The following is a 21321-nucleotide window of genomic DNA, read 5'->3' on the forward strand; positions in this document are numbered from 1 at the left end:
TATGCCCTTGAAGAAACCGGGGTTGACAGGCAAACAAAAAGCAGCCGCTTTGTTGATCTCTCTTGGGCCGGATGTGGCAGCTCAAGTTTACAAACATTTAGATGAAGAAGAGATCGAACAGTTAACATTAGAAATCTCTTCTGTACAAAAAGTCGATGCGCAAGAGAAAGATGAAATCCTGGACGAATTTCACCAAATAGCCTTAGCCCAGGACTATATTTCCCAAGGGGGTATCGGTTATGCCAAAACCATCCTTGAGAAAGCATTAGGGTCTGACGAGGCTTCCAACATCATTGGCCGATTGACTTCCTCACTCCAGGTGAAGCCGTTTGATTTCGCTCGTAAAGCAGATCCGAATCAAATTTTGAACTTCATTCAAAATGAACACCCACAAACGATCGCGCTTGTGCTTTCCTACTTAGAGGCTGAACAGTCTGGGCAGATACTCTCTGAACTGCCTCAGGAATTACAAGCAGACATCGCCAGGAGAATCGCAACAATGGATTCGACTTCGCCTGAAGTGATCAGTCAAGTAGAACAAATACTGGAAAAGAAATTATCGACAACTGTTACCCAGGATTATACAGAAACTGGCGGAATCCAAGCAGTCGTCGAAGTCTTGAATGGGGTCGACCGAAGTACGGAAAGAACCATTCTGGATTCTCTTGAAATCCAGGATCCTGAGCTCGCAGAAGAAATCAAGAAACGGATGTTTGTCTTTGAAGACATCGTCGCCCTTGATGATCGGGCCATCCAACGTGTCATCCGTGATGTCGACAATGATGACTTGCGCTTATCATTGAAAGTCTCAAGTGAAGAAGTGAAGGACATCGTGTTCAATAATATGTCGCAACGGATGGCAGATACGTTCAAAGAGGAAATGGAATTTATGGGCCCTGTACGTCTCCGTGATGTAGAAGAGGCTCAAACTAGAGTCGTATCAACGATTCGCAGGCTTGAAGATGTTGGTGAAATTGTCATTGCAAGGGGTGGAGGAGATGACATCATTGTCTAATCACACATCCGGCAGGGTGATTCAAATCAAACCTATCCGCACAAATGATGAATCGCCTGCCGAATATAATGAACAACACCATCTTCTGAAAACGGAAGAGAAGCGAAAAGAAGCGGAAGCAGCTCTGGAAGCAGCTCAATTGAAAAGAGATGAACTTTTAAAGAATGCAGAAAATGAAATTGAAGAATTGAAGCAGGCATGGGAAGCAGAAAAACAGGATTTACAAAATGAAGCTTACCAAAATGGTTTTGACCAGGGTGTACAGAAAGGGAAAAAAGATGGGTATGATTCCTACATTGATAAATTGAAAGTAGCGAATGGAATCATCGAGCAAGCCCAAGAAAGACACGACAATATCGTAATGAGCAGCGAAGTAACAATAGCTGAAATCGCTCTTCAATGCTCAGAAAAAATTATGAACCAACAGCTTGAAGGTTCACCTGAAATGTTTTTGCCTCTTGTAAAGAAAGTCATACAAGATGTTCATGACCAGCCTGAAATCGTGGTTTATGTCCATCCCGATCAATATGGAACGGTTCATTGCCAGGCTGAAGAACTGAAAAGGCTGGTCGGCCATAAAACCCAATTGACCTTATACGCAGATGAGGATCTTGCCCCATTTTCTTGTCTCATTGAATCACCATTTGGAAGGGTCGATGCTGGTATTGACAGCCAATTAACTGAGTTGCGAAAGAAAGTACTGAATTTCGCTAATGGAGAGATGGGACATGAATAAACAGGCATATTTGAATGCCATCGACCAAGCGGACACGTTCAAACGCTTTGGGAAAATACACCGGGTTGTAGGTTTAATGGTTGAATCGAAAGGGCCTGAAGCTTCCATTGGAGACCTTTGCTATATTCACCCGCCTACAGGTAACTCTGAACCGATTGCTGCTGAAGTTGTCGGATTCAATAATGAGAACATTCTCCTCATGCCCTATAAAGAAGTGAGAGACGTAAGCCCTGGCAGTCTTGTAGAAGCTACCGGTGAGCCGCTGGAAGTCAAAGTAGGAATCGGTCTGATTGGTAATATTCTAGATGCGACAGGACAGCCTCTTGATGGAAGCGAGCTCCCGAGCGGTTTGAAAATGTATCCGACCGAACAGAACCCGCCAAACCCGTTATCACGGCCTCCAATCACAGAGCCGATCCAGGTAGGCGTGCGGGCGATCGATTCACTTTTATCTGTCGGCAAAGGGCAGAGGGTCGGTATATTTGCTGGTAGTGGTGTCGGTAAAAGTACACTGATGGGAATGATCGCCAGGAATAGCTCTGCAGATTTGAATGTGATCGCATTGGTGGGTGAGCGCGGTCGTGAAGTTCGGGAGTTCATTGAAAATGACCTTGGTGAAGAAGGGCTGAAACATTCCATCTTAGTTGTAGCTACTTCAGATCAACCTGCCTTGATGCGGGTGAAAGGTGCTTACACGGCAACCGCCATCAGTGAGTATTTTCGGGACCTTGGCTATAACGTGAATCTGATGATGGATTCAGTGACCCGCTTTGCAATGGCTCAAAGGGAAATTGGGCTGGCAACCGGGGAGCCTCCTACGACGAAAGGGTACACTCCCTCCGTTTTTGCATTGTTACCAAAACTTCTCGAGCGTACGGGTTCTAGTAAGGAAGGGACGATTACAGCCTTTTACACGGTGCTGGTAGATGGAGATGATTTGAATGAACCGGTTTCTGACACTGTCCGGGGGATTCTTGATGGTCACTTTGTTTTGGATCGTAAACTTGCGGAACAGGGACAATTCCCAGCCATCAACATTTTAAGGTCCATCAGTCGTGTAATGAAACAAATCGCTTCGGAAGAACACTTGGAAGCGGCGGAAAGACTACGTGCATTGTTGGCCACATATGAGGAAAACAGTGAACTTATTCAAATAGGAGCATATAAGAAAGGCTCCAGCAGGGATATAGATCAAGCCATCCATTATCATTCTTCTATCATAAGTTTTCTTAAGCAGGGTATTCATGAACCATCGAGTTTTGAGCGTTCTGTAGAAGATTTGAAAGAATTGTTCGTTTAGGAGGGAATTGAATCTTGGCGGATATTCAAACATTTGAAAAAATCAAAGATATAAGAGACAAGGAAAAGCGCGAAAAACAGCTGTTCCATCAAGAAGCTGTAGATATTTTTGAAAGGAAAGCTGAGCAGTTATATGACGCATTGAAGAAGAAAGAAACCGCAGTCTACGAATTTAACCGCAAGCTTTCAGAGAAAACTGTGCAAGCAGGCTCATTCATCCAGCATCAAAACTATATCGCCCGCCTTGAAGAGAAAATAGATTCTCTTCAGCCTTCTGTCCAGCAAGCAAGAGTTAAAATGCAGCAATCCCAATCAAAATTGACGGAAGCTCACGTAGAGGTGAAGAAGTACGAAACGTTAATTGAAAATAAACATCTAAAATACCAAAACTGGGTGAAGAGTGAAGAAAATAAGCATATGGACGAATTGTCCATGCAACAGTACTTAAATTTTCAGAATAGGTGATCGGATGGCGAAGGGTGTACATAACGACAAACCAAAAGGAAACAAAATTCAGAAAGTCTTCTTTGCGATCGTCATTCCTTTCATATTCCTCCTTACCTTGACGTTGATTGTCCTGACATTGTCAGGAATCAATGTGTTTGAGGAAGCTGAAAAATATGCGAAAAAGATCCCTGGGGTTTCAGAAGTCACTTCTACCGACGAGCCAGCATCGGACCCGGAAGAAATGGATCGTTTGCAGGCGATGCTTGCCAATAAAGATGCAGAAATTGAACAATTGCAGCAGGATGCTGATCAAAAGCAAACAACCATAGAAGAAATGGATCAACAGATTCTTAAACTCGAAAAGGAGCTTGAGGATAGATTGCCGGAAGATGGTGAAGATCCCAATCAAAAAGCAAAGGATTTGGCGGCCTCTTTTCAAGAAATGGATCCTGAAGAGGCAGCTCCGATTATTGGGAGTATGAGTCAGACCTTAGCAGTGCAAGTGATGAGAGAAGTGGCAAGTGAGGAAAGAGGAGAAATATTAGGTCAGATGGATCCTGAGGCTGCTGCAGAGATTGCAAGTATTCTATTAGAAGAATAATGGATTTTATTGAAAGGAGGTGAATAAGGATGAATCCGATTTCATCGAATCTATTCAGCTCACCGAAACTTAATCTGGATAAAGGAATAGCTTCTGTAAAGGCACAAGGAAAAGATTCTCCCTTCCAGAAACTTTTTTCAGAGTTGAAAACGCTGGATTCAGCAAACCTGCCTGAAGGATTGTCACAGAAGGAATTTTCAGAAGAGTTAGCTGCATTGAAAAAGAAGCTCGAGCAATTGATGGAAAAAATGGAGAATCTCACAGAAGAGGCAGGCCCGGTGGGCAACTTAATTAAATTTAGTGAAGAACTGCTGAATAATTCAGAGAGCTCCCTGGCTAACTTGGACACTGAGAAACTCGAAGCCATTAAAGTTGAGTTAGAGAATCTGAAGGCCCAGTGGAAGGATCTTGATCTGGACACAGCTGCTGAAGAGAGTAAGCAGATGACTGATCTCATGATTGGGGTTTTTGACCAACTCAAAATTTTGCAAAGTATGACAGGCGAGAATAATCAGAGCTCCAATGGAAATGATCCCATTATATTTATTGCTCATCCCTCTTTGAGTGGACAATCACAACATGTTACCGGCAAGAATACAGACAGCATAGAGAACCTGCATAAACTTTGGCAGAAATTCCAGCAACTTGTGAGTCCTCTGTTACAGGCAGATGCTTCAACTAAACTTGATGCAAAAACAGGAACTGCAATCAAAGATCTGCTACAGCAATTCAGTAAGCTGTCAGAGTCGCTGCATGTGCAAGGGAAAGGTGATTGGGGGCAGTTGCTTGCGAAAGTGACAAAGGATGGAAGCGCCCAGGAGCAAAAAATCTTTCAACAGTTGATGACGACATTTCAAAACAGAATGAATATGCCGCAGAGCTATCATCGCCAAATGCCGGTAACTGGAAAAGACATAGCAAAATGGGTGCAGCAAACTGTGGAAAATAATAACTCTACAGAACAAGCGTCAAATTTAAAAAACACCAACCCTACAAATCAGTCAGTGATTCCAATGACGAAAGTGGAGCAGCATGTCGTCCATGTCAACCAAAACCAGGACTCCTCGTCTTCACAAAAACAGTTGCTTCAGCAATTTGAACGCATTCTCAATTCAAGTCGGATGTTGTCGAATAAACCTGGCAGCATGGAAATGCAAATCAAACTCCGTCCAGCCAACCTTGGTGATTTGACAGTCAAGTTCGCTCAAATGAATGGGGAAATGGCTGTGAAAATCTTAGTCAGCAGCCAGGCAGCTAAAGAGATGCTTGAAGGAAATATGAGTCAATTGAGACATATGTTCTCTCCACAACAGGTGGTAGTTGAAAAAAGTGATGCCTTGAATGCACAGCATCTGCAGCAAGAGTTTGGCTGGGATGAAGAGCAAGCGTTTGATGAGCAAAGCGGAGGCCAAGCTGATCAATCTTCCGAGCATAATGAGGAACCTGATGAAGAAGAGCTTACTTTTCACGAACTGTTAATGAATGAGAAAGCATAGGTGATTTTATGACAAAAATAGATCCATCTCTATATTTGCAAAACCAGCAAACTAGGGGAACAGGAAGCAATAGCCTCGGGAAAGATGATTTCTTAAAAATATTGATGGCCCAAATAAAGAATCAAAATCCGCTTGATCCGATGAAAGACAAGGAGTTCATTTCTCAAATGACAGAGTTCTCAAGCCTGGAACAGATGACGAATATGTCCCAATCGCTGCAAGGTTTCATGGATAGCCAAAGTATGCCCCCATTGATCCAGTATAGCGGTCTGATTGGTAAAGAAGTGACTTATCCTGTCTATGATGAAGAATCCGGGTTGTTCGATCGGATGGAAACAGAGGTAGTACAAGCTGTCAACCAGAAACAAGGCAGCACCTATTTGGAAATGAAATCTGGTGAGACGGTCCCTGTCGAAAGCATATCAAAGGTCAGTGACCTTACAGAAAGCGCAGGAGACGAGAAGGCAGGCGATTGATAATGGACCCTCGTGTACAGGCATTGCACCGGCCACTGAATATACCGAGTAAAAAAAATTCTCAACCTAAAGTAGATCATTCATTCAGAAATGTTTTAGAAGAAGCGCAGGGTATTAAAGTCAGTAAGCATGCAAAACAAAGGTTGGAAGACCGGGACATAGCTATCAGTGATTCGGCCTGGGAAAAGATTTCATCAAAGATGAATGAGGCAAAGCAAATAGGAGTCACAGATTCACTGGTGATTACAAACGAAGCAACTTTAGTAGTCAGTACGAAGAACCGTACAGTCGTGACCGCTCTCGCTCGAGAAGAATCCGCCTCTCAAATATTCACGAACATCAACGGAACGATTTTCATTAATGATTAGGCTGGACCCAGAATGGGAGGCCTGTTACCATCTGCTGACTGACAGAAGCGGATGGACTCCACATAACCGAAAGGAATGTTTTTATTATGTTACGTTCAATGTATTCAGGTATTTCCGGAATGAAAGGTTTTCAAACCAAATTAGACACAATTGGTAATAATATCGCCAATGTCAACACTTATGGCTTTAAAAAAGGTCGAGTCACCTTCCAGGATATGATGAGCCAAACGATGTCAGGAGCCCAAGGTCCGACGGTAGGCGCTGGTGGAGATAACGTGCGTGGCGGACTCAACCCTTCCCAAGTCGGGTTAGGATCTCAAGTAGGTTCCATTGATACCATCCATACCCAGGGAAACCGACAAACAACGAACCGTCCATTGGATTTATCTCTTGAAGGAGATGGGATGTTCATTCTCGCAGAAGGCGGGACTGAGGAAATCGATCCTGAAGTTCAAACGATTAATTTGCAGAATGTGAACACAAGTTTTACGAGAGCGGGGAACTTCTACCTTGATTCCGATGGCGCAATTGTCAATAACGAAGGTAAATATCTCGTCGGTCAACCTGAAGGAGAAGAATCAGCAGGGATCATTACGATTCCTGATACAGCCCAAAGCTTCAGTATCCAAACTGATGGGTCGGTCAACTACGTAGATGAAAATGGCGATCCGCAAATGGCTGGCCAAGTTCGTCTCGCAAACTTCTCAAACCCCAGTGGATTGGAAAAGATAGGCGGTAATTCATTCCAATATACAGAGAATGCTGGTGCGGCAATAGAGGGTCTTGATGACCTGCTTGTAGCCGGCCAGGATGGTACAGGTCAGATGGTGTCAGGAGCTCTTGAAATGTCCAACGTCGACCTTGCTGAATCTTTCACTGAAATGATTACGGCACAGCGGGGTTTCCAAGCCAATACGAGAATCATAACAACTTCTGATGAAATCTTACAGGAACTTGTTAACTTGAAGCGATAACAGAAGGGAGTAGGAGGGCTTCTTTTCAGGCCCTCCCTATCAATCTATGATTTCTTTATCTAAATTGAACGGACAGCCGTTCACATTCAATGCAATCTACATAGAACACATCCAATCCAACCCTGATACAACGATTACAACAACGTCAGGGCGAACTTTTCTTGTTAAAGAATCAGAAGAAGAGGTCGTAAGACAGGTGAAAAAATTTTACCAGCAAATTGGTCTGCTGCGTGTTGTAGATAAGGTAGGTGAAAAGGATCGATGAATATATTCAAAACGATGATGATCACATTGAGTGCGCTGACCATTTTAGGTGTTGTAGCTCTTATAATTGTTTTTAATTTTAACGATTCAGAAGCTAGTGGAGAGCGTTCAATCGATGATATCCGTGAATCTTCACTTGTAACAGATGAAATTACCACGGACCTCCAAAGTGGCGATTACGTCAGAATCAGCTTCCGGATCGTCACAGATAGTAAAGATTCATTGGAAGAATTGGAAAAAAGAGACTTTCAACTGAAAAATTTGTTGATCAAGGAACTGGCCACGATGGAGGCAAAGGCTTTCAAATCCGGTCTATCCAATTTGGAAGAGAAAATTAAACTGAAGCTTAATGAGGTCATGACAGAAGGAAAAATCACTGATGTATATACCGTCAACAAAGTCCTTCAATAATTGAATGCATGATGAAAGGGGGGTGAGGTTTTGGCAGAAGAGGTTCTCTCGCAGAATGAAATCGATTCGTTATTGTCCGCATTATCAACAGGGGAAATGAATGCGGAAGAATTAAGAAATGAAGAAAAAGAAAAGAAAGTGAGAGTTTATGATTTTAAACGGGCTCTCCGTTTTTCCAAAGACCAGATCAGAAGTTTATCAAGGATCCATGAAAACTTTTCGAGACTATTGACGACTTATTTTTCTGCACAGCTTAGGACGTATGTGAACATCGAAGTCGCATCCGTCGATCAATTGCCCTATGAAGAGTTTATTCGATCGATTCCGACGATGACGATCCTGAATATATTCAGCGTACCTCCCCTTGAAGGGCGCATTTTAATGGAAACCAACCCTAATATCGCTTATGCCATGATGGACCGCGTGCTGGGAGGAAAAGGAAGCAGTGTCAACAAAGTTGATAATCTGACTGAAATTGAAACAACGATCATGTCCCATCTCTTTGAACGTTCACTGGAAAACTATCAAGAGGCATGGGGATCTATCGTTGATATTGACCCAATGTTAGAGGAGTTCGAAGTCAACCCGCAATTCCTGCAGATGGTGTCACCGAACGAGACGGTCGTCGTAGTCTCTTTGAATACCACGATCGGAGAAACAAGCGGTATGATCAATATATGTATTCCTCATGTCGTGCTTGAACCGATCATACCTAAATTATCTGTCCACTATTGGATGCAGAAAGAACAACCGAAAGACCGTGACCCGGAAGAAGTCGAAGCTTTGAGCAGGACACTTAAAGGGACAGAGATGGAGATGCGTGCCATCTTGGGAGAAGCTGACATGTCGATTCAGCAATTTCTGGAGATGAAGGAAGAGGATGTCATTCGACTCGACCAGGCGATCGACCAGCCGATGAGGCTGAAAGTGGATGATGAAGAGAAGTTTTATATACAGCCAGGAAAATCGAAAAACAAATTGGCTGTCCAAGTTATAGAGGAGTATAGAGGGGGTGCCGGACAAGATGAGTGATGATATGTTATCCCAGGACGAAATTGATGCGCTATTGAACGGCGGAGGGGATGATGCCAAGACAGAGGATCCCTCCGCTTCTATCAAGCAAGAGGAACATTTATCGACATTAGAAGAAGATGCTCTCGGGGAGATCGGAAACATTTCCTTTGGTAGCTCTGCGACAGCTTTGTCTTCATTATTAAATCAAAAAGTGGAAATTACGACACCGGAGATTTCAGTCGTCGGGCGTGCCGACTTACCGAATGAATTTCCGAAGCCTTATGTGACTATCGGAGTCACTTATACAGATGGATTTTCTGGTGAAAATGTACTTGTTATCAATACGAAAGATGCAGCAATTATTGCAGATTTAATGTTAGGCGGGGACGGTGAGAATCCTGATGAACATTTGAATGAGATTGCGTTAAGCGCCGTCCAGGAAGCGATGAACCAAATGATGGGTTCTGCGGCTACGAGCATGTCTACGATTTTTAATAAAAAAGTGGACATCTCCCCACCAGCTATCGATGTCTTGGATCTGGAAGAAGATAAAGGAACCGAAACGATTCCCAATGATGAAGTATTAGTGAAAGTATCGTTCCAGTTGCAAGTCGGCGAATTGATAGATTCTAACATTATGCAATTGATACCAGTAGGTTTCGCTAAAGAACTCGTGGAAGAATTGATGAACCCTCCACAAGAGGAGGAAGAGGTCGTATCAAGCAAAGGGCAAGAGGGACCTTCCCAAGCCGAACCAGAACCGGCCCCTCAAGCACCTGAGCAAAAGCCCACTGGACACCACCAGGAACAGATGCAGCAGGAAGCTCCGGCCCATCCGCAGCAAAGTTCCCCGCAATATGTTGGAGGTCCTGCTGGACAAGGTGTACAGGAAGCGAATATACAAAGTGCTGAGTTCCAGAACTTTGACAATGTTCAACTGAATGGGTCTGAACAGAAGAACCTGGATATGTTAATGGACATCCCATTGAAGGTGACAGTAGAACTCGGTCGTACGAAGCGTACGGTTAAGGAGATCCTGGAATTGTCTTCCGGCTCCGTTCTGGAGTTGGATAAACTTGCTGGAGAGCCTGTCGATATCCATGTGAATGATAAATTAATGGCCAAGGGCGAAGTCGTCGTCATAGATGAAAACTTTGGTGTGCGGGTAACAGATATTCTCAGTCCGAAAGAACGACTGACAAAATTACGATAATACACAAGTTGATCAGAGGAGGAAATAAAATGGCAGAAAGAATTTTGATTGTAGATGATGCAGCATTTATGCGGATGATGGTGAAAGATATTCTAACTAAGAATGGATATGAAATTGCAGGTGAAGCAGAAGACGGACAGAAAGCTGTAGAAATATATAAAGATACCCAGCCGGATCTTGTGACAATGGATATTACGATGCCCGAAATGGATGGTATTACAGCTTTGAAAGAAATCAAAGCGCATAATCCGAATGCGAAGGTCATCATGTGTTCAGCAATGGGGCAGCAAGCAATGGTCGTGGACGCGATTCAAGCTGGGGCCAAAGATTTCATAGTCAAGCCTTTTCAAGCAGATCGTGTAATTGAGGCTATCCAAAAAGCATTGAGTTAAAGTAGGAATGTACATGTTTAAGACAACTAGATTGACAATCATTCTAGCACTGGTCGGGGTCTTCATAGCATCAGTACCTATGGTGGTGGCAGCCCAGCCATCTGCCTATGAATGCCTTGAGAACCCCCAATTGGAAGGGTGCCCATCTTCCTCCTCTACAGGTGATCAAGAACAGCCGCCTGTAGAGGAGGAGATAGAAAGCCGAGAGGGTGCATCAAGCTCTTCGTTAGTTTGGAATATCATTAAGCTTATTTTTGCATTAATATTTGTCGTCGCACTCATTTATGGCCTGTTGAAATTTTTTAATCAGAAAAATAAATTGTTTAATCGCAACAAAACTATGGAAAATCTCGGTGGGATGAACCTTGGACCGAACCGTTCTATCCAGGCAGTAAGGATAGGCGGTCAAGTATTCATCCTCGGTGTAGGAGAATCCGTGGAAATGATTGCTGAAATCACGGACGAGTCTACAAAGGACACGTTGATGCAACAAGATGAACAAACCCAGGGTTCAACACCGTTTGCGATGGACAAATGGATCGGTAAATGGAAGCAGAAGAATGACCAGCCGAAATCAAGCGATTCCTCGATCCAGTTCCAACAGCTATTCGAAAACCAACTGAATGATATGAAGAAGAAGAGAAAGCAAGCGGTCGATGAGGATAGGGGGGATCGAGAACATGAATGAGTTCATTGATATTTTTTCAAGTTCAGATCCCGAAAGTGTAGCTACATCAGTAAAGTTACTGTTGTTATTGACCGTCCTCTCGTTAGCTCCTGGAATTTTGATTTTGATGACAAGCTTCACCAGGATTTTGATCGTACTTTCCTTTGTTCGAACTTCATTGGCTACACAGTCAATGCCTCCGAACCAGGTTCTGATCGGAATTGCTTTGTTTCTTACTTTTTTCATTATGGCACCGACATTCCAAGAAGTTAACGACGAGGCGTTGACCCCTTTATTCAATGAGGAAATCACCCTTGATGAAGCTTATGAAGAAGCAAGTATCCCGATGAAAGACTTCATGGGGAAACATACGAGGCAGAAAGATTTAGCTTTATTTATGAATTATTCCGATATGGATGCCCCGGAAACGATTCAGGATGTTCCGCTGACCACACTCGTACCTGCTTTTGCTATTAGTGAATTGAAGACTGCTTTTCAGATGGGATTCATGATCTTTGTTCCGTTTCTAGTCATCGATATGGCTGTCGCCAGTGTTCTCATGTCTATGGGGATGATGATGCTTCCGCCGGTGATGATTTCACTACCGTTCAAAATATTACTTTTTGTGCTGGTAGATGGTTGGTACTTGATTTCCAAGTCATTATTAGAAGGGTTTTAGATAGGGGGTAACAAGATGAACAGCAACATGGTTATATCATTCGCAAAAGAAGGAATTTACACTGTTTTACTCATATCTGGCCCTTTATTGATTTTGGCTTTGGCGGTCGGACTGATTGTCAGTATTTTTCAAGCCACCACTCAAATCCAGGAACAGACGTTAGCTTTCATTCCCAAAATCGTTGCCGTAATGATCGGGTTGATCGTTTTCGGTCCATGGATGCTCACTAACATGGTAGATTTTGCAGAAAATATATTCAGTAATCTGAATATATTGGTGGGGTAACATATGCTCGACTCGATCAATTTAGCGAATTTACCTGCTTTTCTCCTTATATTGGTGAGAGTGACTTCATTTTTTGTCACTTTACCATTGTTTTCTTATCAGACTGTGCCTACACGGCATAAAGTCGCTTTCAGTTTTTTCTTAGCCGGCATTATGTACTTCACAGTTCCGACACCAGAGTTGGTGATCGACGCAGAATATTTTCTTTTATTATTCAAGGAAGCTGCTGTTGGCATAGCCGTTGGTTTATTAGCCTACATCATCCTGTCTGCCATACAAATCGCTGGAGGCTTCATTGATTTTCAAATGGGCTTTGCCATTGCTAATGTCATAGATCCGCAAACGGGTGCACAAAGCCCGTTGATCGGGCAATATTTGTACATTATTACATTGCTTTTCATCCTTGCAGTGGATGGTCACCATTTGATGATCGATGGTGTTTTTTACAGTTATGAATTAGTTGGAATCGATCAATTCATCCCATTCAGAGATGAAGGTTGGATTGAATATGTGATTCATTCCTTCAATCAAATGTTCATCATTGCTTTTTTGATGGCCACTCCTATTGTAGGCTGTTTATTCTTAGTCGATATTGCACTTGGCATCATCGCCCGGACGGTTCCTCAATTGAATGTTTTTGTGGTAGGTCTGCCATTGAAAATCTTCGTCGCTCTTTCTCTTTTAGTCATTGCGATGACGTTTTATGTCATGCTGATTCAGAATTTATTTGAAACGATGTTAGAGACGATGCGCGGACTCATGCAATTGTTCGGAGGTGGATGACTATGCTTTATTTGAACTTGGATCTTCAGTATTTTGCTGCCGATGAGAAAACGGAAGAAGCCACACCAAAGAAAAGGCAGGACACAAGAAAAAAAGGACAAGTTCCCAAAAGTCAGGATGTAAATACTGGGTTTCTGCTTCTCTTAGTCTTCGGAGCTTTATTTTTACTCGGTGGATATATGAAGGGGACCATGACAGGGATGTATGAGCTGGCCTTCAGCGAATATATCCACCGTGACCTGACACAGAAACAAACCCATTCGATGTTCGTAGAAATGACGATAGAAATTACAAAAGTGATCGCGCCGATCATGGGGGTAGCGATTGTGGCCGGGCTTGCTTCGAATCTTTTACAGGTCGGGATCATGTTTACAGGTGAACCATTGAAAGTGGATTTGAAAAAGCTGGACCCGATCAAAGGTGCTAAAAGAATTTTCTCGGCACGGGCCCTCGTTGAGCTGCTGAAATCTTTGTTGAAAATAAGTATGGTGGGCGTCATTACATTTGCCATCATCTGGGTCAACAAAGATCAAATGCTTATGATGTCTCAAAAGTCGGTAGAGGTGGCGCTTGCCTTTTTCGGAACCATTACGACGATTATGGGGTTAGCATCTGCACTGGCTTTACTTATTCTATCGGTTCTTGATTATACATATCAAAGGTATGACCATGAAAAAAACATAAGGATGTCAAAGAAAGACATCAAAGATGAACATAAGAACATGGAAGGGGACCCTCAAATCAAAGCGAAAATCAAAGAGAAGCAAAGACAGATGTCCGCTTCCCGGATGATGAGTGAAGTCCCGGATGCCGATGTCGTCATTACCAATCCGACTCACTACGCGATTGCTATCAAATATGAGGAATCAAAGTCGGAAGCTCCTTTTGTCGTAGCCAAAGGGGTGGATTTTCTCGCTTTGAAGATTAGAGAGGTAGCGAGATCCAATGATGTAATGACGGTCGAAAACCGCCCTTTGGCACGTTCTCTTTATCAGCATTCCGAAATCGACCAACCGATTGATGAACAGTTTTATAAAGCTGTAGCTGAAGTTTTGGCTTATGTTTATCAACTGGAGAAAAAAATGTAACAGAAAGGAGTAGCCCTCATGTCAGCGAGAGATTTATCAGTAATTATCGGTGTGATTTTAATTATCATCATGCTTGTCATACCTTTGCCCGGGTGGCTCCTTAGTTTCTTTATCCTTGTGAATATCACCTTAGCGCTTATCGTTATTTTGGTATCTATGAACATGGATGAAGCCCTCCAGTTTGCCGTATTCCCGACCCTTTTGTTATTACTGACATTATTCCGTTTAGGATTGAACGTCTCTACTACTCGTTCCATCCTCTCAGAAGCTGAGGCTGGTGGGGTCATTGCCACATTCGGAACCTTTGTCATTGGCGGGAATCCGCTTGTCGGGTTTGTCGTTTTCGTTATCCTTGTCATCATACAGTTTTTAGTCATCACTAAAGGTGCGGAAAGGGTATCCGAAGTTGCAGCAAGATTCACCCTTGATGCGATGCCTGGTAAACAAATGAGTATCGATGCTGATTTGAATGCAGGAATGATCAATGAACACCAGGCTAAAGAACGGCGTGAAAAAATTGGAAATGAAGCTGACTTTTACGGTGCGATGGATGGGGCGAGTAAATTCGTCAAAGGAGATGCCATTGCCGGTATTATCATCGTTTTGATCAACATTATTTTCGGTTTGATAATAGGAATGGTCCAAATGGGCATGTCCTTTACTGAAGCGATTGATACATATATGCGTTTAACAGTTGGAGATGGGCTTGTCAGTCAGATACCTGCCTTGCTCATTTCGACAGCCACAGGAATAGTCGTTACCCGAGTAGCGTCACAGGGTAATTTGAGTTCAGATGTGACGAGCCAGTTGTTACGTTACCCAAAAATGCTTTACATTGCAGCGATAACGATATTCTTGCTTGGTTTAACACCGATTCCGATTTTACTTACCACATTGATTGCTGGTGTGCTAGGGTTTGGGGGTTATTGGCTGTCCAGAGAAGACCCAGAACCTGAACTTGACGAACCAGAAGAGCTGGATGAAGCAGAAAGTGATCAGATGAAATCACCGGAGAATGTCGTTAACTTAATCAGTATGGATCCGATTGAATTTGAGTTCGGCTATGCGCTGATTCCGATTGCCGACACGAATCAAGGTGGAGACTTGTTAGACCGGATCGTCATGATCAGAAGACAGTTAGCGATCGAGCTTGGAATCGTTATCCCGGTCGTCCGTATCAGAGATAATATCCAGTTGAACCCGAATGAATACCGTTTGAAGGTGAAAGGTAATCAAGTCGCCCAGGGTGAGCTTCTCCTTGATCATTACTTAGCAATGAGCCCTGGAGATGATGATGGTGGAATCGAAGGCATTGATACACAAGAACCTGCATTCGGTCTTCCAGCTAAATGGATTACAGAAGAGCAAAAGGATGAAGCGGAATTATCCGGCTATACAGTTGTTGATCCGCCATCTGTCGTTTCGACACATATCACTGAGATCATCAAGCAGCAGGCTCACGCTCTGTTAGGCCGTCAAGAAACCCAGCAGCTGATCGATCACCTTAAAGAATCCTATCCGATTTTAGTGGAAGAAGTAACACCGGAACCTCTCAGTGTAGGGGATATCCAAAAGGTTTTAGCCAAGCTGCTCCGTGAAAATATATCGGTGAAAAATTTACCCGTTATTTTTGAAACGCTTGCCGATTTCGCCAAGATGACGAACGATACTGAGTTATTAGGTGAATATGCACGGCAGTCCCTATCTGCTCAGATCACAAATCAATATAAGAAAGAAGACCATCGCGTAAAAGTGATCACTGTGTCCGGAAAAGTGGAGAAAGTCATTGCGGAAAACATCCAACAGACCGAACATGGCAGCTACTTAGCACTTGATCCTGATAATCAACAAGCGATCATTACGGCGGTGGCTGAGCAAGTCGAGCAAATGTCACTGCAGGAAGAGACAGCGATTCTTCTATGCTCACCAGCTGTCCGCATGTATGTGAAACAACTACTGGATCGCTTTTTACCACAAGTGGTCGTCTTGTCTTATAACGAATTAGAACCAACTGTGGAAGTTCAGAGTATAGGGGTGGTGAATGTAGCATGAAGGTTAAAAAATTCCAAGCGGGGACAATGCCTGAAGTGATGAAGAAAGTAAGGGACGACTTAGGGGCAGACGCGGTTATATTGAACTCGAAGGTCATCAAGACTGGTGGATTTCTCGGGATGTTCAAAAAAAATCGAACGGAAGTGATTGCAGCCATAGATCCTCCAGAACCTAAAATGGTGAAAAGAGAGAAAAAGGAAGACGAGCTTCCAGATTTGGTACCGGAGAAAGAGTCAGGGGTGCAGGATAACCGGGAAATCATGAGAGAACTGCAACAATTGAAATCAATGTTAAACAGCCAAAAACCCGATTATGCTCCGCTTTTTCAAGAAGCTTATCAACACATGCGGGATCAAGAAGTTGAGGATGCGATTTCTCGTCTTGTCATAGAAAATGTCAGAGAGAAGTACCAAGAAAATGAGGATCGGAAGGCCATAGGCCGTCTCCTGGTAAAAGAATTATACGAGCAACTGAAAAGTTCACCCTTTGGAAGACCTACATTCAGGAAACCTTTCGTCCATTTAGTCGGACCTACTGGAGTCGGGAAAACAACAACATTAGCAAAGCTTGCCGCAGACGCTGCTTTGAATCATAACCTACGTGTGGGGTTCATAACCACAGATACTTACAGAATCGCAGCTATTGATCAGTTGAAAACGTATGCAAAGATTTTGGATATTCCGCTTGAGGTTGCTTATAGTTCAGAAGATTACAGAGAAGCGAAAGAAAAGTTGAAAGACTATGATCTCGTCTTAGTCGATACGGCTGGACGAAACTTCAGAGATGCTTCCTATGTTCATGAGTTGAAGGAAATGATTGACTTTGAAGAGGATTCCGACAACTTCCTGGTGTTAGGTTTAACGAGTAAATATAGCGATATGAAGGAGATATTCGAGCAATTTCACGATATTCCCATTCACCAGATGATTTTCACGAAGGCGGATGAAACAGCGAGTATCGGAAGTGCCATCAATATGATGATTACTCATGGAGTCGGTGCAGCTTATCTGACAAATGGGCAAAACGTCCCGGATGATATAAGGGAAGCTTCTGCAATGAACATGGCGAGAAGCGTCATGGAGGGATTCGTGAATGAAGGATCAAGCTGAGCTGCTCCGCACTCGTATGAAGCAAAATGAACATACACCCCCAGCTAAAACGATAGCGATTGCAAGTGGTAAAGGGGGAGTGGGCAAATCCAATTTTTCTATAAACTTTGCCCTGAAATTGATCGAACAAAAGAAACGCGTTCTTTTAATCGACTTGGATATCGGTATGGGGAACGTTGATATTCTTTTAGGTCTGACACCCAAATACTCTTTTGTGGATTTATTCAAAGAGGAGTTGGAATTTAATGAAATTATTGAACCAGGGCCAAATTCCCTATCTTACATAGCAGGAGGCTCAGGATTGTCGCAAATTTTTCAACTGGATGATGAAAAATTTTCATATTTTCAAAGACAATTTGCAGATTTAACCGGCATTTATGATTATATTCTATTTGATATGGGAGCTGGAGCAACCAATGATAGTTTGAATTTCATCAGTGCCGCGCATGAAGCCTTTGTCGTAACAACACCTGAACCAACTTCCATCACGGATGGCTATGCAATGATTAAACACTTAGTGAAAAAAAATCCAAAATTGCCAATCAAGGTCCTAGTAAACCGTTCTTTGAGTAATGAGAATGCTCAACAGACTTTCAATCGTTTACAAATGGTAGTCAAACGTTTTCTCCATGTGGATATTGAATCACTTGGGACGATCCCTGATGACCGGGCGGTTTTAAAGGCTGTCAACCAACAGTTACCCTTCGTAATAGACCAGCCTGGCAGCAAAGCGAGTAAGTCGCTGGACCAGATTGTCCGAAAGTATTTGAATGGGCAGGTGCAGATGGGGCAAGCTGACTCGTTTATGTCAAAGTTAAAAAGATTAGTATTTGTGAGGTAACGATATGAAGAAAGTTAATGTACTGATTGTTGATGACTCTGCATTCATGCGACGTATTCTGACAGATATTTTGAATAAAGATTATCGGATCGAAGTTGTTGGGACTGCCCGTAATGGGAAAGATTGCCTTCAGAAGATGGAGATGCTGAAACCTGATGTCATCACATTGGATGTTGAAATGCCCATAATGGATGGTTTGGAAGCTTTGGATCATATTATGAAAAAAAATCCGAAGCCTGTCGTCATGGTATCAAGTCTGACTAAAGAGGGTGCCGAAAGTACGGTTAAGGCTATGAGTCTTGGTGCTGTTGATTTCATCCAAAAACCCTCAGGGTCGATTTCACTAGATATGGAAACTGTGGACAGTCATATCATCAAAAAAGTTCTGGTTGCAAGTGACGCAAATGTCGTCACATGTGAGCAGCCGCTCCTCCATGAAAAAGTCCCTTTGCCTGATGATTATCAACTTAAAGGTAATCTTGTAGCTATCGGAACTTCCACGGGTGGTCCGAGAGCACTTCAACAAGTATTGACTTCACTGCCAGGTGACCTCCCCGCGCCGATTGCAGTCGTCCAGCATATGCCTAAAGGGTTCACAAAATCACTGGCTGACCGGCTTGATAAACTTTGTAGCATTCAGGTGAAAGAGGCAGAGCACTTAGAGAAGTTGCTAAATGGAACGGCTTATATTGCCCCGGGCGGGTATCATATGCACGTTCGTCAGAAAGAGAGTGAATTAGTCATTGAACTGGATCAATCTGATCCAGTTCATGGCCACAGACCTTCTGTGAACCGATTATTTTCCTCCCTTTCCCAATTGAACGGCATCTCGACTACATCGGTTGTTATGACGGGAATGGGAGCGGATGGAGCAGAAGGGTTATTTGAACTTAAACAACGAGCCGGGGGGACACACAGTATTGCTGAAGCTGAAACCTCTTGTGTCGTTTACGGCATGCCCAAAGCGATCGTTAAATCAGGTCTGGCGGATGAAGTTAGAGAACTTAAGGATATCAGCCGAAGTATCATAGAGTCGCTTCAAATAAAAAGGGGGTAGAAGTAATGGAAATAAATCAATATTTAGAAGTTTTTATCGATGAAAGCAAAGAACATTTGCAAGCCATTAATGATCATCTGTTAGTTTTAGAGAAAAATCCACAAGACATTACGATTGTAAATGAAATATTCCGCTCTGCACATACACTGAAAGGTATGTCCGCGACGATGGGATATCAGGATTTATCCAATTTGACGCATAAGATGGAAAATGTGCTGGATGCTGTCCGAAATGAAAAAGTGTCAGTGGATGAAAATATACTTGATGTCGTTTTTGATTCTGTCGATGACCTTGAAGCAATGGTCATGGATATTGCAGAAGGGGGGACAGGGGAAAGAAATGTAGAGAAGGTGGTCCAGCTCCTTCACTCGATTGAAAATGGAGAGATATCTACAACGAGTACTAACCCATCCGCAGAGACGATCGATGTTCGTCAAATGGCCTCAAATGAACTTCAAATTGATGAATTCACCTCTGCTGTATTGGAGCAATCCTCTGAACAGGGCCAAAATAATTTTCGGGTGGAAGTCGCTCTAAGGGAAGATTGCTTACTGAAAGCGGCCCGTGTGTACATGGTTTTTGAAATCCTGGAACAATGCGGTGAAGTCATTCAATCGCAACCGACTGTTGAACAATTGGAAAATGAGGAATTCGATACAAGCTTTACCGTTTTATTAATTACGGGAGAGTCTGCTGAAGAAATCCAAAATAGAATAAATAAAGTATCAGAAATCGATCGGGTTCAGGTGGGTGTTTTTGAAACTTCTTCCCGCGTCGAAACTGGGAGGGAGGCAGAAACGGAATCTGCTGAACAAACGGCAATCAGTAAAACAGAAACAAAGGCAGATGTGCAGAAGCAAAACAGTGGAGAAAAGGAAACCAAACAAGTAGCGAATAAAACTATCCGAATTAATATTGACCGCTTAGATGTGCTGATGAATTTATTTGAAGAATTGGTAATTGATCGAGGGCGTTTGGAGCAAATTTCAAATGAATTAAAACATAGCGAACTGCAGGAAACGGTAGAGCGTATGACGAGAATATCAGGTGATTTGCAAAGTATCATTTTGAACATGCGCATGGTGCCTGTCGAACAAGTATTCAATAGATTTCCGAGAATGGTGCGTCAGCTCTCAAGGGATTTGAACAAGAAGATTGACTTAAGCGTTGTGGGTGCAGAAACAGAACTTGACCGGACAGTTATCGATGAAATCGGTGACCCTCTCGTCCACTTGATAAGAAATGCTCTTGATCATGGAATAGAAAGTCCTGATGTGCGCGAATCCAAAGGGAAATCACCTACCGGAAAATTGGAATTGAAAGCCTATCATAGTGGAAACCACGTCTTTATAGAGATTTCGGACGATGGCGGTGGCATAAATCGGGATAAAGTAGAGCAGAAAGCAATCACTAACAATGTCGTAACAGAAGAACAAGCGTACAATATGACTGATTCTCAAGTTTTTGAACTAATCATGGAAAGCGGCTTTTCCACAGCAGATACCATTTCTGATGTTTCAGGAAGAGGAGTGGGACTCGATGTAGTTAAGAATACGATTGAATCGCTTGGAGGCAACATATCCATTGACTCTGTACCGGACGAAGGCAGTGTATTTTCTATACAGCTTCCACTGACACTATCGATTATATCGGTCATGCTCGTAGAAGTGCAAAAGGAAAAATATGCCGTGCCGTTATCTTCGATTATCGAAACAGCAATTGTTAAAAAAGAAGAGATCATGCATGCCCATAATAAGAAAGTGATTGATTTCCGTGGGAAAGTGGTACCACTAGCCTTCTTGAAGGATATTTTAGATGTACCTGAGACTTTAGAAGAAGATGATTATTACTCTGTAGTCATAGTTCGTAAGGGAGATAAAATGGCAGCCCTCGTTGTAAATTCCTTCATAGGACAACAGGAAGTAGTTCTGAAATCACTTGGCGATTACCTCTCTGGAGTATTCGCGATCTCAGGAGCAACAATCTTAGGGGATGGACAAGTCGCGTTAATTCTAGACAGCAATGCCTTGATTAAATAGTGGGAGGGATGAAAG

General features: G+C 42.9%; 24 protein-coding genes. All 24 read left to right on the forward strand.

The window, feature by feature from the left end; genetic code table 11:
* The first annotated feature begins 1 nt into the window (after position 1).
* The 24 genes from fliG (at position 2) to ACTWPX_RS03940 (ending at position 21306) form a co-directional block, all read left to right on the forward strand.
* Positions 2-1015 carry a flagellar motor switch protein FliG gene (gene fliG, locus ACTWPX_RS03825; protein WP_443118578.1) on the forward strand — a complete coding sequence of 338 codons (1014 nt, stop codon included), beginning with the start codon at positions 2-4 and terminating at the stop codon, positions 1013-1015.
* Complete coding sequence (gene fliH, locus ACTWPX_RS03830) at positions 999-1751, forward strand: flagellar assembly protein FliH (protein ID WP_443118579.1); 753 nt, start codon at positions 999-1001, stop codon at positions 1749-1751. The genes fliG and fliH overlap by 17 nt, the downstream gene beginning before the upstream one ends.
* Complete coding sequence (gene fliI, locus ACTWPX_RS03835; RefSeq protein ID WP_443118580.1) at positions 1744-3051, forward strand: flagellar protein export ATPase FliI; 1308 nt, start codon at positions 1744-1746, stop codon at positions 3049-3051. Before fliH ends, fliI begins: the two co-directional genes overlap by 8 nt.
* A 14-nt stretch (positions 3052-3065) precedes the next feature.
* Positions 3066-3515: a flagellar export protein FliJ gene (gene fliJ, locus ACTWPX_RS03840; RefSeq protein WP_443118581.1), complete on the forward strand. Its 450-nt coding sequence runs from the start codon at positions 3066-3068 to the stop codon at positions 3513-3515.
* A 4-nt stretch (positions 3516-3519) separates the two neighbouring features.
* Positions 3520-4098, forward strand: coding sequence for a MotE family protein (locus tag ACTWPX_RS03845; RefSeq protein WP_443118582.1), 579 nt, complete (start codon positions 3520-3522; stop codon positions 4096-4098).
* A 29-nt stretch (positions 4099-4127) separates the two neighbouring features.
* Entirely contained in the window at positions 4128-5594 is a 1467-nt protein-coding gene (locus tag ACTWPX_RS03850; RefSeq protein WP_443118583.1) for a flagellar hook-length control protein FliK, read from the forward strand.
* Positions 5595-5602: 8 nt separating this feature from the next.
* A complete protein-coding gene (gene flgD, locus ACTWPX_RS03855; RefSeq protein WP_443118584.1) occupies positions 5603-6070 on the forward strand; it encodes a flagellar hook assembly protein FlgD in 468 nt (155 codons plus the stop codon).
* A 2-nt stretch (positions 6071-6072) separates the two neighbouring features.
* Entirely contained in the window at positions 6073-6438 is a 366-nt protein-coding gene (locus tag ACTWPX_RS03860; RefSeq protein WP_443118990.1) for a TIGR02530 family flagellar biosynthesis protein, read from the forward strand.
* An 86-nt stretch (positions 6439-6524) separates the two neighbouring features.
* Positions 6525-7412 (forward strand): flagellar basal body rod protein FlgG, encoded by an 888-nt coding sequence (gene flgG, locus ACTWPX_RS03865; protein ID WP_128522757.1) that lies wholly within the window; start codon positions 6525-6527, stop codon positions 7410-7412.
* 46 nt (positions 7413-7458) lie between these two features.
* The gene (locus ACTWPX_RS03870) at positions 7459-7677 is read left to right on the forward strand and encodes a flagellar FlbD family protein (protein WP_128522756.1); all 219 of its coding nucleotides are present in this window, start codon (positions 7459-7461) and stop codon (positions 7675-7677) included.
* Positions 7674-8087 carry a flagellar basal body-associated protein FliL gene (fliL, locus tag ACTWPX_RS03875; RefSeq protein WP_443118585.1) on the forward strand — a complete coding sequence of 138 codons (414 nt, stop codon included), beginning with the start codon at positions 7674-7676 and terminating at the stop codon, positions 8085-8087. Before ACTWPX_RS03870 ends, fliL begins: the two co-directional genes overlap by 4 nt.
* Positions 8088-8117: 30 nt before the next feature.
* Positions 8118-9119, forward strand: coding sequence for a flagellar motor switch protein FliM (fliM, locus tag ACTWPX_RS03880; protein WP_443118586.1), 1002 nt, complete (start codon positions 8118-8120; stop codon positions 9117-9119).
* Complete coding sequence (fliY, locus tag ACTWPX_RS03885; protein ID WP_443118587.1) at positions 9112-10314, forward strand: flagellar motor switch phosphatase FliY; 1203 nt, start codon at positions 9112-9114, stop codon at positions 10312-10314. Before fliM ends, fliY begins: the two co-directional genes overlap by 8 nt.
* Positions 10315-10343: 29 nt before the next feature.
* Positions 10344-10706 (forward strand): response regulator, encoded by a 363-nt coding sequence (locus ACTWPX_RS03890; RefSeq protein ID WP_128522752.1) that lies wholly within the window; start codon positions 10344-10346, stop codon positions 10704-10706.
* 13 nt (positions 10707-10719) lie between these two features.
* On the forward strand, positions 10720-11394 hold the full coding sequence (locus ACTWPX_RS03895) for a flagellar biosynthetic protein FliO (protein WP_443118588.1): 675 nt from the start codon (positions 10720-10722) through the stop codon (positions 11392-11394).
* Positions 11387-12052: a flagellar type III secretion system pore protein FliP gene (gene fliP, locus ACTWPX_RS03900; protein WP_128522750.1), complete on the forward strand. Its 666-nt coding sequence runs from the start codon at positions 11387-11389 to the stop codon at positions 12050-12052. Before ACTWPX_RS03895 ends, fliP begins: the two co-directional genes overlap by 8 nt.
* 15 nt (positions 12053-12067) lie before the next feature.
* Positions 12068-12337: a flagellar biosynthesis protein FliQ gene (fliQ, locus tag ACTWPX_RS03905; RefSeq protein WP_443118589.1), complete on the forward strand. Its 270-nt coding sequence runs from the start codon at positions 12068-12070 to the stop codon at positions 12335-12337.
* A 3-nt stretch (positions 12338-12340) separates the two neighbouring features.
* The gene (gene fliR, locus ACTWPX_RS03910; protein WP_443118590.1) at positions 12341-13120 is read left to right on the forward strand and encodes a flagellar biosynthetic protein FliR; all 780 of its coding nucleotides are present in this window, start codon (positions 12341-12343) and stop codon (positions 13118-13120) included.
* Between the two features lie 2 nt (positions 13121-13122).
* Positions 13123-14208 carry a flagellar biosynthesis protein FlhB gene (gene flhB, locus ACTWPX_RS03915; RefSeq protein WP_443118591.1) on the forward strand — a complete coding sequence of 362 codons (1086 nt, stop codon included), beginning with the start codon at positions 13123-13125 and terminating at the stop codon, positions 14206-14208.
* A gap of 18 nt (positions 14209-14226) precedes the next feature.
* On the forward strand, positions 14227-16260 hold the full coding sequence (gene flhA / locus ACTWPX_RS03920) for a flagellar biosynthesis protein FlhA (RefSeq protein ID WP_443118592.1): 2034 nt from the start codon (positions 14227-14229) through the stop codon (positions 16258-16260).
* Complete coding sequence (gene flhF, locus ACTWPX_RS03925) at positions 16257-17369, forward strand: flagellar biosynthesis protein FlhF (protein ID WP_443118593.1); 1113 nt, start codon at positions 16257-16259, stop codon at positions 17367-17369. The genes flhA and flhF overlap by 4 nt, the downstream gene beginning before the upstream one ends.
* Positions 17353-18210, forward strand: a complete 858-nt coding sequence (locus ACTWPX_RS03930) for a MinD/ParA family protein (RefSeq protein WP_443118594.1) — start codon at positions 17353-17355, stop codon at positions 18208-18210. The genes flhF and ACTWPX_RS03930 overlap by 17 nt, the downstream gene beginning before the upstream one ends.
* Before the next feature lie 4 nt (positions 18211-18214).
* Positions 18215-19267, forward strand: coding sequence for a protein-glutamate methylesterase/protein-glutamine glutaminase (locus ACTWPX_RS03935; protein ID WP_443118595.1), 1053 nt, complete (start codon positions 18215-18217; stop codon positions 19265-19267).
* Between the two features lie 5 nt (positions 19268-19272).
* A complete protein-coding gene (locus ACTWPX_RS03940; protein ID WP_443118596.1) occupies positions 19273-21306 on the forward strand; it encodes a chemotaxis protein CheW in 2034 nt (677 codons plus the stop codon).
* The last annotated feature ends 15 nt before the right edge of the window (positions 21307-21321 follow it).

The organism is Halobacillus sp. H74, from assembly GCF_052246715.1.
GTDB lineage: Bacteria > Bacillota > Bacilli > Bacillales > Halobacillaceae > Halobacillus > Halobacillus litoralis_A.